Here is a 12,115-nt window from a genome sequence, read left to right as displayed (position 1 = left end):
ATGGAATTTTGGTTACAACAGAATAGCGATAAGTTTCAACTCCCAGTTAAGCCCTCTGATTACACGGTGTCCGTAGCTCATAAAAATACGGTTGTCAATGTAATACAGGTGGGAGATGTAAACCTTATCGGTAATACAGGCTTAAGAGAAATTTCTCTTAAGTCTTTTTTTCCAGCAAAAGATTATAACTTTAGCAATAATGCAGGGCGTAAACAGCCCTTAACTTATGTAGAGAAGATCGAGAGCTGGAGAAAGTCTGGTACTCCTATTAGGGTTATCATTACAGGCACTCTTAACATGGAGGCTACAGTAGAGAGCTTTGTGTGGGGAGAGCAGGATGCTACAGGAGATATTTATTATACCTGTAATATAAAGGAGTACAAAAAGATAAAGACAAAGAGAGCTACCGTTACTATAGCTACTGTAAAGCCTACAGTAAGGGCTACAAAGCCACAGGCTACTAATACAGCCAGAACCTACACGGTAAAGCGTGGAGATTGCCTCTGGAAAATAGCTAAACAGTTTTACGGTAGTGGAGCTCAGTACACTAAGATCTATAATGCTAACAGGGATAAGATAAAAAATCCTAATCTTATCTATCCTAATCAAGTATTAACGATCCCTTAGGAGGTGGTAAAGAGTGATAGTAGTGCATAAGAATACAGACATAACAGAGTATGTATCCTCTATGAGCTGGGGCGGTAGTAAAACAGAGGTAGCCAGAAAGTTAGAGCTACACATTGTAAACGCTCCATTAGATAAAAATATTACTCCTCTTACCATAAACTTAGCGGATCCTGTTTATCTATTTGAGGATGATGGAAAAACAGAGCTTTTTAGAGGCTATGTAGTAGAGAGGGAGGCAAGCAGTACCACAGGTACAGTTACTTATACCTGTTATGATCTTCTTTTCTATACCATCAAGAGTAACGCCACTTACAATTTTAGCTCTAAAACAGCGGAGGCGATAACTCAGATGGTGTGTGATGATATGGAGATCCCTGTAGGCTCCTTAGCTCAGACAGGGCTAACACAGAAACTCATAGTACAGAATGTATCTATCTATGAGATTATTATGAGAGCCTATACACAGGCATATCAACAGAACGGAGTAAGCTACAGGGTGGTAGCTAAAAAAGGCTACCTCAATGTAGAGGAAATGGGTAAGGTGGTATGCAGTATTGAGATCACAGAGGATAGCAATATTACCAGCTCTAACTATAAAGAGAGCATTACTAACATGGTTAATAAGGTTCGTATTTATGACGGAGAGGGTAAACCACAGGGAGTAGTACAAAATGATGCAGATGTGAAAAAGTACGGTATATTCCAGCAGACTTACACTAAAGAGGAGGGCAAGGATGCTACTACCACAGCTAAGAGTATGTTTAAGACGGTTGAGAAAACCTTTACTCTGGAGTGTGTAAACCTCAATGAGGCAGTAACAGGAGCAGGGGCGGTAGTGAGAGATAGCTCTACAGGGCTCAGCGGTGTAGTGTGGATAGATGCAGATACTCATACATGGCAAAATGGAGTAGCTACCATGAGCTTAACAGTAACTCTAAAACAAATGATGGATACTAAGGAGGGATAGCATGGCTGGTACTGGGAATAACATGAAAAACGATCATCAATATGCAGAAGTGCTAGAGATGATGCGATCACAGGGAGCTAAAGATAATCCTACCTTAGCCCAGCTAGGAATAATGCAAAGCTCTAACAGCGTAAAGATAGATGATCTGGTACTCAATGCTGAGGATCTGTATATAGCAGATTATTTAGTAGCAGGGTATACCAGACAAATAAAAGTACCTTATGTATCTGGAGTATCTGTGGATACTACACAGAGTAACGGTTTTGCCAGTAAGGATAACCCAGATCCAGATACTAGGGCATGGAAACAGAGCCAGATAACCTATACTGATGGGCTTAAAGCTGGGGATATGGTGCTGGTACAGAAACTTAATGATAATAACAAGTATGTAATCATAGCAAGGGTGGTGGAGGCGTAAATGAGTTTATTTCCTTTTGCAACAACAGAGGATCTTACTCTAGCGGATCAAGAGGTAACAGCCTCCTCTATCCGTGAGTATGAGATCGACTTTGAAAAAGGCACACTCACAGGGAGGATTGTAACTGGTGTAGATGCTCTTTGTGTGTGGGCTTACTTAGCTCTTAAGGCTAAGAGATACCGCTGGATTATATATAGCTGGGGTTATGGGGATGAGGTTTATGATCTCATCGGATATAGCTACAGTGAGGAGTACCTTAATAGCGAGGTAAGGCGGTATATGGAGGAGTGCTTATTTGAGAATGAGCACATAACAGGAGTACAAGATCTGGAGGTATCCCAGATTAAAGATGTACTCCACATAAAATTTACTCTGGTAACAGATGTAGGTAGTAAGGAGGTGGAAATGGATGTATGAGGATCAGACATACGAAAATATATTAGATAGATCCCTAGCAAGGGTGGCAAGTGATGTAGATAAGCGTGAGGGCTCCGTTATTATGAACGCTATAGCCCCTGTATCCGCAGAGCACGCAGATGTATATATCCAACTAGGTAATATCGTAAATAATGGGTATGCAGATACCGCAGTAAGAGAATTTCTAATCCTCCGATGTAAGGAAAGAGGTATTATCCCTTATGAGGCTACTAAGGCTACTCTAAAGGGTAAATTTAATATGGAGATCCCTATAGGATCCAGATTTAATCTGAATGAGCTTAACTATGTAGCCACAGCATTTATAGAGAGTGCCGATGGCTATTTTTATTATAAGATGGAGTGTGAAACAGAGGGTACTAATGGCAATAAGTTTTTTGGAGAGCTTAGCTCCATTGAGTACATTGATAAGGATCTTACTGGAGAGCTTACAGAGCTCCTTATCCCAGCGGAGGATGAGGAGGATACAGAGGCTCTAAGGACACGATACCTTAACTCCTTTGATAGTAACCCTTTTGGCGGTAATAAGCAGGATTATGTAGAGAAAACCGATGCTCTGGATGGTGTAGGCGGTACAGTGGTTATCCCTGTGTGGAATGGGGGAGGCACTGTTAAGTTAATCATTATCAATAGTGATTTTGGAGTAGCATCTAGCACACTGGTAAAAGCGGTGCAGGAGGCTATAGATCCAGATCCACAGGGTACAGGTAGTGGCATAGCTCCTATAGGTCATACCGTAACAGTAGTATCCGCTGTGGGTAAGACAGTAAGCATAAAATCCAGAATAACTCTAAATGATGGCTACCAGTGGTCACAGGTAAAACCTAAGGCGGAGGAAACTCTGGAGGCGTATTTCTTAGAAATGCGTAAGAACTGGGAGAAAGGTAACTTAGTAGTGCGTATCTCTCAGATAGAAAACAGGCTCCTTAATCTGGATGGGATCTTAGATGTGGCGGATACACAGCTAAACGATGTAGCCAGTAACTTAGCCTTAGCACAGGAGGAGATACCTCTGTTAGGAGGTGTTTATATTGGCTAGAGAGATTGATCTATTAGGCTATTGGATGCCTGTACTCCGACAGCTTAAAGAGTTTAAGGAGATAGCAAAGGCGGAAACGCCAGAGCTTAAGTACATCCTAGAACAGATTGAGCGTACTCTTAACAATATGTTTATTGAAACAGCGGATGAGTACGGTATTAAGCGTTTTGAGGATATGATGGGTATTTACCCAGAGGCAGGAGCCAGCCTAGAAACAAGGCGTTTTAATGTGCTGGTTAAGTGGAATGATAAAGTACCTTATACGGAGAAAGAGCTTTATAACAGGCTTATTAGTATCTGTGGAGATGATAACTTTAGCGTTAATCCAGATTATAAAAATTATTTTGTAGAGATTATAACTCATTTAGGGATAGAGGGGGCGTTTGATACGATCTCCTCTATTTTGCAGGATATGATCCCCTGTAATCTGGTGCTGGATCTTAAAAACACTCTGGAGGAGGGAAATACAACTCCTTTTAGTGTGGCGGTAGTATCCTGTGTGGCTATGAGGTATCAGATCACAAACGATATTAACCCTAAGATAGCTACAGAGAGCCCTATGTACTACGGTGTAGGCTTAGGCAGAGCTGGTACTCACATTATCACTCACGATATAAAGAGTACTGTAAATAAGAGCTCAGATCTCAATGTAGCACAGGCATTATCTACAGGAGGCTCCTCTGGAGCTATCACAATGGATATAGCTGTAAAGGATGAGGTAGAAAGCCCTCATTATGAGGGAGTAGGCGTTGGAATGGCGTTTACAAAAATCATTACCCACGATATTAACAGCAAAGCAACTAACAGCGGTAATACTACTGTAGCAAGCCCTGTAAACACAGCTACAGTTATTACAATAAATTAAAGAAAAGGAGTGTGATAAAATGGGTGCTTTTAAGAGTGCAGTAATCACAAAAAAAGGACAGGAACTCTTAGCAAAAGTGGTAGCAGGTACTACTAAGCTGGAGTTTACTAAGATCAAGGTATCCGATGCTAAGTTATCTGGGGATCTGGCAAGTATGACAGGTATCGGTACTATCAAACAGGAGGAAAAGGTAGCCTCTGTAGTGAGAAAGAATGGATCTAATGTTACAGTATCCGCTAGTTTCTCTAATCAGACCTTAGGGCAGGGTTATTATGTAAGAAACTTAGGACTTTATGCAAATGATCCACAGGCTGGAGAGATCCTCTACAGTATCTCAGTGGCAGATGAGAGTACCGCTACAGCGGATTATATGCCTCCATTTAATGGTATCGGTGTGAGCTCCCTTATGGTGGATCTTGTAACAGCGGTATCTAATGCCTCTAGCGTAAAGGTAAACGTAGATCCTACCGCTGGAGCTACTGTAGCCCAGATCGTTAATTTACAGGAGCAGATTAACGATGTTAAGAGCTTTGTAGGCTATGAGAGCTCCGATGTATACGGAGTAGAGGTAGATTTTGTAAATAAGAAATTTACAAGATTAGCAGGAGCAGAAAATCTTACCTCTGGTGCAGATTTTGATAAGCTCGCTCCGTGGGGTGGTAGAAAGAGATGTAACCTTACTAATGAGGGCGTTATGGTAGCCTACAGAGGGGAAACAGGTTACTCAGAGGCAGGAGCTACCTCAGCTACCATTACAAAGGGTACTACAGAATATCCTAGCGGTACTAAGGTACAGACTATGGTAGAACAGCCTTTATTCTATACTAAGGTTGTGCCTGTAAAATCCAGCGTTTCCTCCTCTGGTAGAGGTAAGAAATATGATAAGGCTAGATTTTATATCAGCCCTACACCTAAGGCAGGATTTAAGCCTGTGGATGGTTTCTTAGATGATAACGGTATCTTACAGGATAAGATTTACCTCTCAGCCTTTGAGGGATCTATCTTTGATACCTCCGCTGGAGCATACCTTAAGGCGGATGAGCAGGTAGCGGATTTTGCTACAGATATGCTCTCCTCTATTGCAGGTGCTAAGCCAGCCAGTGGACTTACACAGAACCTCACTAGAGCAAACGTAAGAAAGCTCTGTACTAACAGAGGTAAGGGCTGGAAATCTCATAACATTTTCGCTCTTACAGCTACTCAGTGGCTTATCTTAGTAGAGTATGCCTCTATGAACGCTCAAAGCGTTATCGGACAGGGTGTAAGTACTTTTACAGACGATGGATCTACTAACATGGCTGTAGTAACAGGTGCTACCTCTGGTTTAGGTAATGGATCTGGTATTGATCCTAACGCTGGAGTAGATGGTAAGTGCTCAGTATCTTACAGAGGAGAAGAAAACCTCTGGGGTAATATCTGGACTTGGCTGGATGCTATCAATATTTATAACGATAAGGCAAGCGGAGTATACAATGCTTTTGTTAAGCCTTATGGAGAGTGTAAGGATGATACTACAGCCGATGGATACAAAGCCTTAGATTTTAATATTGCCACAGGAGAGGGCTATATTAGTGGCTTTGGATACGATGAGGATCATCCAGATCTTTTCCTTTGTGCGGAGCATAACGGTGCATCTAACCTCCCAGTAGGAGATTATTATTGGAATAACAATGATGGTTTTCGTGTTGCTATATTGGGTGGTAGATGGACTTATGGTGCTAGGTGTGGTGCATGGTTTCTTCATCTGGGTAATGCCTCCTCGGATCGCGTTCGGAGTGTCGGCGGTCGCTTGCTGTATGTGCCTCAGACAAAGATTAGTGCATAACAATAGCATCATAAACTCAACAAAATAAAGAAATCAAAGAGGGTAATAGAGAGGGCTGTAAAGCTCTTTTTTATTACCCTTTTTGTCGGTAGCTAAAAGGCGTTTCGTGTTACTAAATTAGGTGGTAAATGGAATAATGGTACTAAATGTGGTGCATGGTATCTTAATCTGAATAATACCTCCTCTAATCGCAATCGGAATATCAGCAGTCACTTACTATATGTGCATATAAAAAGAAAAATAGTAAAAGTGTGTTACACCATGACACTTATTTATATAAGTGAGATTTAGCTACCGTGGCTCTTGCCAAAACATAAAACTCCTCTATGAGGAGCGGTAAAAAATAGCTAAGAGGGTGCTTATGTGCGGGGAGATCCGTAAACCATGTTAGCCTAGCAAGCTAAGAACTGATTGTTATGTGAACGATAGCACAGGGGTACTACAACAGGTAGTTAGCTCCCTCTTATGCACATACAAAATTATGATAAGGTGGGTGCCAAAACACATGAAAGATACTGGAGATTTATTTTCTAAGATATGCGATATGGATAATCTTAGAAAAGCCCACAAGAACGCAAAGAGAGGTAAAGGGTGGTATGCAGAGGTAAAGCGTATAGAGAAAGATCTGGATCATTACCTAAGGAGGCTACAGGAAAATCTAATAGAACACAGGTATCATACCTCAGACTATGAAACTTTTGTAAGAAAAGAGGGAAGTAAGGAGAGGGAGATTTATAAGTTACCGTACTATCCAGACCGTATATGTCAATGGGCTATCTTACAGGTTATAGAGCCCTACTTACTTAATTCCATGACAAAAGATACCTATAGTGCAATCCCTAACAGAGGGATCCAGCCTATTATCAATCAATTACGAGGGTATAAGAAAAAGATTAAGAAAGATGGAAAAGTAGTATCGGAGAAGTGGATACCCAGTATTTTAGTATCAGATCCAGAGGCTACAAAGTATTGTTTAAAGCTGGATGTAAGAAAGTATTATCCCAGCATTGTACACGATGTACTAAAGGCTAAGTATAGAGAGCTCTTTAAGGATGAGGAGCTTATCTGGTTAATGGATGAGATCATAGATAGTATTAGTACTTGTCCAGCCACAGAGGAAAATATAGAGATCCTCCAGAGGCTAGGTGTGGCGGTAAATATTATCATAGACGATAACGGTAGAGAGTTTGTGGATGGCGTAGGTATTCCCATTGGAAACTATGTTAGCCAGTATGACGGTAATTTTAATCTATCTGTAGTAGATCACTGGCTCAAAGAGGTTAAGGGCGTTAAGTACTACTTTAGATACATGGATGATATGGTTATTTTCGGTAGCAGTAAAGAGGAATTACACAAACTCAAAAGAGAGTTAGATGAGTTTATGGCGGTAAATCTTAAGCAGGTGCTTAAGCATAACTGGCAGGTATTTCCTACTAAGGTAAGAGGTGTAGATTTTGTAGGCTATAGATTTTTCGGAGAGTATACCTTACTCAGAAAATCGACTTGCAAAACATTTAAGCGTAGGATGCTTAGCATCTCCAGTAAAAGAGAAAACAATGTGAGCCCTACTTATAGTGAGTGGTGCTCATTTAATAGCTATGTGGGCTGGCTACAGCATTGTGATAGCTTTAGGCTATACCAGAAATATGTAGAGCCTAATGTAGAATATACGCACAATTATTACTTAAAGGAGGTAAAAGGTAATGCAGAAATTTGTAAACGTAAGAACTACAGCGGAGAGCGTAAAGCCTCTTGAGATTGATGATTACCATGTATATGTAAATACAGGTATCAAAGAGATCCATGAGGAGGCTAAGGAGGGAGATCTTAGCTCTGGGTTTGATGGGTTTGAAATTGAAACACAGGAGATCTATGAGAAAGATGAGTACATCCAGCTAATGGCAGAGAAAAACAGCTCCTTAGAGGAGCAGGCTACAGATTTACAGTTAGCCTTAGTAGATGTGTATGAGCAGATGTTAGGGTTATCAGCTAACTAAGAGGGAGGAGAAAGATTATGGCACAGGTTTACGCTACTTTGATCCGCAAAGGGTTAAGGACTATTGATAATATACCAAAGGATCTCAGAAAAGCCGTACAAAAAATCTTAGACGGAGATAATGAGTAGTATGTTACTCAATATTATCTTAAAAACAATACTCAGAAAGGAGGTAAAAGCTATGGCAGTAATTTACGCTACCCTTATTGTAAAGGGCAAAAAGACGATCAATGATGCACCGCCTGTAATCAGAGAGCAGGTTAAGCAGATCCTCATTGATCTTGATTTACCAGAGCTTGCAGAGTAAGCCACATGGGGAGAGCTAAATGCTCTCCCTTTTATTATGGCGGAAAGGAGGATCTTATGGATATGGCTACAGATGCAAATATTAACATCGAGCACAGACTTACTGAGGTAGAACAGCGAGCAAAGAGTAACACTAATCGACTTAATGAGCATGATGAGATACTCAAAAGTAACAGTGAGATGATCGGAGCTATAAAGGAGCTGGCTACTGAGGTTAAGTATATGCGTGGGGATCTGAATGAAACCGTTGAGAGGCTTAACAAGCTGGAGGGTAAGGATGGGGATAAGTGGGATAAATTCAAGTGGCTTATTGTAACAGGGCTTGTAACACTTATCTTAGGATACTTAGCGGTTTCTGTAGGATTAAAGTAAGGAGGTGATCCAGTTTATCTCTTTACCTCATTTTGAGGTATCGTAGCAACTATTAACAAACTCACAAGGAGGTACAGTATGAATTTAAAAGTTAGAGTAAAAAATCCTGTATTCTGGGTACAGATTGTACTTAGTATTTTAACTCCTGTGCTTGCGTATGCAGGACTTACAGCACAGGATCTTACCACATGGAGTAAGGTAGGGGAGCTCATTGTAGGAGCTGTCTCTAATCCTTATGTACTCTCTTTAGTGGCGGTATCGGTTTGGAACACTCTGAACGATCCGACTACAAAGGGATTAGGCGATAGTGCCAGAGCAAAGAGCTATACAGCTCCACAGTAAATATATTTATCAGACAGACAGGGAGAGCCTTTACAGGGCTCTCCTTTTTAAGTATTTAGATCGGAGGTATTATTATGACAGAAAAAGAAATCAGATCAAAGGTTGTTGAGATCGCTAAGGGTTGGTTAGGCTGTAAAGAGAGTGACGGATCCCATAAAAAGATTATTGATACTTATAACGCTTGTAAGCCACTCCCTAGAAGTTACGCTGTAAAGTATACAGATGCGTGGTGTGCTACTTTTGCATCCGCTGTAGGTATCAAGGCAGGGCTTACAGATATTATCCCTAGAGAGTGTAGCTGTAATCAGTTTATCCAGCTTGCTAAGAATATGGGTATCTGGGTAGAGAATGATGCTTACACTCCATCCGCTGGGGATATGATCCTTTATGATTGGGATGATAACGGAGTAGGAGATAATACAGGTAGTGCGGATCATATCGGTATTGTAGTATCTGTATCTGGAGGCGTTATTAAGGTTATCGAGGGTAACAAGAGTAACGCTGTAGGATATAGAGAGCTTGCTGTAAACGGTAAGTATATCAGAGGCTTTGTTACTCCTAAGTACAGCTCTAAGGCTACTAAAGAGGAGGCTCCTAAGCCATCTGGTAACGGAGGGGGCTCTTACAATATTGGAGATATTGTAAACTTTACAGGATGCCTCCACTATACCAGCTCTACAGCTAGTGGCGTTGCATACGGTTGTAAGGCAGGACAGGCTAAGGTAACTAACAAGGCTAAGGGTGCGGTACATCCGTATCATTTACAGGCTATCTCTGGTAAGGGCTCTACTGTATATGGCTGGGTAAATGCTGGAGATATTTCTGGTAAGACCTACACAGTAGTTAAGGGAGATACTCTTAGCAAGATCGCTAAAAAGTATGGAACTACTGTAGATACTCTGGTTAAGCTCAATGGTATCAAAAATAAAAACCTTATTAACATCGGACAGGTAATCAAGTTACCTTAATCCTTTAGGCACTCCTTAATATTTTTTCATATAGAGGGCTACTGGCTGTAAAATGCTGGTAGCCCTCATTTTTTAGTTGTATCTAGTATATAAGGGGTGTATAATAGATAGAAACTGAAAAACAGCCTCATAAAGCCCTCTATTTTATCGAGGGTAAGAAGTCTACACCTAATATATAAAAGTGGCTGTATGAGGCACACAGGAGCTCACAGGACTATTACAGGAGGGTAAACAGGATGGCATACAGGAAAATAACGGATATAAGAGATACTATTGGTATGAGAGCGGTATTTTATGCCAGAGTATCTACAGCGGAGGAGGAACAACTAAACGCTATAGAACTCCAGATTGAGGAGAATAGAGGATGTATTAAGGATCATGGCTGGAAACTGGTAGGAGAGTATATTGATCGTAGTAAGAGCGGTACGATGGTAAAGGGCAGAGATGATTACCAGAGGCTCTATGAGGATCTGTATGAGGATTTATTTGATATTGTAGTAATCAAGGATCAAGAGAGGCTCCAGAGAAATACTCTGGATTGGTACCTCTTTATTAACAGGGTAGTACAAACAGGAAAGCTCCTGTTTATGTACATGGATGGGAAATTTTATTCCCCAGATGATGCTCTTATCACAGGTGTACGAGCGATCATAGCGGAGGAGTTTAGTAGAAATCTTAGTAAGAAACTCCATAATTACCACGATCACAGAATAGAGAAAGCCAGACAAGGGCAGGAGATAGCCTTACAGGGTAGCGGTAACGTGTATGGATGGGATAAAAAAGATGGTAAGTATTATATAAATCCAGAACAGGCTAAGGTAAGGAGGCTCATGTGTGAGGGAATTATGGCAAGAAAAGGCTCTACCCTCATAGCTAAGGAGCTTAATGATGCTGGATACCGTAACACGGTAGGGAAACCGTGGAAACCTATGGATATACCTAAATTTGTATATGATTGTAAAAATGTAGGTACCATGATTATAAACAAAGAAAGACACGATTTTGAGAGTAAGCAAACTATAAAACTCCCTAAGGAGGAGTGGGTATATGTAGAAAACGCTCTCCCTCCGATAGTCACACAGGAGGAGTGGGATCTAATCTGTAAGATCCATGAGGAGAGAGTAATAGCCACAGGATCCGACAGGAGAGGCAAGAAAACCAGCGGATACTCTTTTAGTGGTAAGCTGGTATGTGGTATCTGTGGGGCTCCTTACTGGAGGAAACAGAGAGTATCTAAGGATGAGTACTGGGTATGCAGTACAAAGCAGACTAAAGGCAGGAGAACCAGAAAAAGAGATAGCACGATGGGGAAAGCTGGAGAGATAAATCCTTTAGGCTGTGATAATGAAAATATCTCTTATAACTCCCTCATGGAGATAATGGGGGTAGTATCAGAGCGATTACAGGCAAATACAGACACAATAAAGCATGATATGATAAATTGGCTTACTAAGCTCAGAAAACAGCTCCTAGAGGCAAATGGAGGGCATACAGAGGCAGATCTACAGCGTGAGCTCTCCAGAAAAAGTAAGCTACTGGATGCCTACTTAGATGGGATCCTAAATAAACAGGAATACCAGAAAAAAGCAGAGGAGTTAGATGAGAGGATCATCCAGCTCAAAGCAGAAACAGAAAAGAATAAGGCTAACTCTGGAGATATTGCAGAGATAGATAAGGTACTTGCTAACATAGATGAGGAGGTATCCAGATATGTAGATGGTAATGAGAAATTAAAAGTAGAATACCTCTTAGAGCACTTAGAGCAGGTACAGATCTTCCCAGATAAGGTTATAGTTATAGTACCGATATTGAGTGAGGGGATAGTAGTAGAGAAAACTCAGTATGTATCTAGGGAGAAATGTTCCGAGATACATACTGAAAGTATGATCCACTACTTAGAGGATTATATGTACTGTACTAGAAAGCTGGGGCTTTATGTGCAGTTAGTAGCATAA

Annotated in this window: 15 protein-coding genes; all 15 read left to right on the top strand. The window is 40.9% G+C overall.

Annotated features, from left to right (window positions below; genetic code table 11):
* The 15 genes from EUBELI_RS10020 to EUBELI_RS09960 all read left to right on the top strand — a co-directional run bounded on the left by EUBELI_RS10020 (position 1) and on the right by EUBELI_RS09960 (position 12,115).
* Positions 1-627: a LysM peptidoglycan-binding domain-containing protein gene (locus EUBELI_RS10020; protein WP_012744434.1), complete on the top strand. Its 627-nt coding sequence runs from the start codon at positions 1-3 to the stop codon at positions 625-627.
* 13 nt (positions 628-640) lie between these two features.
* Complete coding sequence (locus tag EUBELI_RS10015; RefSeq protein WP_041688878.1) at positions 641-1,594, top strand: XkdQ/YqbQ family protein; 954 nt, start codon at positions 641-643, stop codon at positions 1,592-1,594.
* Between the two features lies 1 nt (position 1,595).
* A complete protein-coding gene (locus tag EUBELI_RS10010; protein WP_012744432.1) occupies positions 1,596-2,012 on the top strand; it encodes a DUF2577 domain-containing protein in 417 nt (138 codons plus the stop codon).
* A complete protein-coding gene (locus EUBELI_RS10005) occupies positions 2,013-2,429 on the top strand; it encodes a DUF2634 domain-containing protein (RefSeq protein WP_012744431.1) in 417 nt (138 codons plus the stop codon).
* Positions 2,422-3,486 (top strand): baseplate J/gp47 family protein, encoded by a 1,065-nt coding sequence (locus EUBELI_RS10000; RefSeq protein WP_012744430.1) that lies wholly within the window; start codon positions 2,422-2,424, stop codon positions 3,484-3,486. Before EUBELI_RS10005 ends, EUBELI_RS10000 begins: the two co-directional genes overlap by 8 nt.
* Positions 3,470-4,351: a putative phage tail protein gene (locus tag EUBELI_RS09995; protein ID WP_012744429.1), complete on the top strand. Its 882-nt coding sequence runs from the start codon at positions 3,470-3,472 to the stop codon at positions 4,349-4,351. The genes EUBELI_RS10000 and EUBELI_RS09995 overlap by 17 nt, the downstream gene beginning before the upstream one ends.
* A gap of 19 nt (positions 4,352-4,370) precedes the next feature.
* Positions 4,371-6,176, top strand: a complete 1,806-nt coding sequence (locus tag EUBELI_RS09990) for a phage tail-collar fiber domain-containing protein (RefSeq protein WP_012744428.1) — start codon at positions 4,371-4,373, stop codon at positions 6,174-6,176.
* A 505-nt stretch (positions 6,177-6,681) separates the two neighbouring features.
* Entirely contained in the window at positions 6,682-7,932 is a 1,251-nt protein-coding gene (locus tag EUBELI_RS09985; protein WP_041688877.1) for an RNA-directed DNA polymerase, read from the top strand.
* Positions 7,880-8,173 (top strand): hypothetical protein, encoded by a 294-nt coding sequence (locus EUBELI_RS09980; RefSeq protein ID WP_012744426.1) that lies wholly within the window; start codon positions 7,880-7,882, stop codon positions 8,171-8,173. The genes EUBELI_RS09985 and EUBELI_RS09980 overlap by 53 nt, the downstream gene beginning before the upstream one ends.
* 17 nt (positions 8,174-8,190) lie before the next feature.
* The gene (locus tag EUBELI_RS14825; RefSeq protein ID WP_015517587.1) at positions 8,191-8,301 is read left to right on the top strand and encodes a CD1375 family protein; all 111 of its coding nucleotides are present in this window, start codon (positions 8,191-8,193) and stop codon (positions 8,299-8,301) included.
* Positions 8,294-8,479, top strand: coding sequence for a CD1375 family protein (locus tag EUBELI_RS14820; RefSeq protein WP_012744425.1), 186 nt, complete (start codon positions 8,294-8,296; stop codon positions 8,477-8,479). The genes EUBELI_RS14825 and EUBELI_RS14820 overlap by 8 nt, the downstream gene beginning before the upstream one ends.
* 62 nt (positions 8,480-8,541) lie before the next feature.
* Positions 8,542-8,850 carry a DUF7365 family protein gene (locus EUBELI_RS09975; protein WP_242827281.1) on the top strand — a complete coding sequence of 103 codons (309 nt, stop codon included), beginning with the start codon at positions 8,542-8,544 and terminating at the stop codon, positions 8,848-8,850.
* A gap of 78 nt (positions 8,851-8,928) precedes the next feature.
* Positions 8,929-9,192 (top strand): phage holin family protein, encoded by a 264-nt coding sequence (locus EUBELI_RS09970; protein WP_012744423.1) that lies wholly within the window; start codon positions 8,929-8,931, stop codon positions 9,190-9,192.
* Between the two features lie 74 nt (positions 9,193-9,266).
* Positions 9,267-10,160, top strand: coding sequence for a CHAP and LysM peptidoglycan-binding domain-containing protein (locus EUBELI_RS14815; RefSeq protein WP_012744422.1), 894 nt, complete (start codon positions 9,267-9,269; stop codon positions 10,158-10,160).
* Between the two features lie 236 nt (positions 10,161-10,396).
* The gene (locus tag EUBELI_RS09960) at positions 10,397-12,115 is read left to right on the top strand and encodes a recombinase family protein (RefSeq protein WP_012744421.1); all 1,719 of its coding nucleotides are present in this window, start codon (positions 10,397-10,399) and stop codon (positions 12,113-12,115) included.

The sequence above is a fragment of the [Eubacterium] eligens ATCC 27750 genome (genome assembly GCF_000146185.1).
Taxonomy (GTDB): domain Bacteria; phylum Bacillota; class Clostridia; order Lachnospirales; family Lachnospiraceae; genus Lachnospira; species Lachnospira eligens.
The sequence above is the reverse complement of the archived record's forward strand: the minus strand, read 5'-3'. Positions and strand labels throughout refer to the sequence as shown.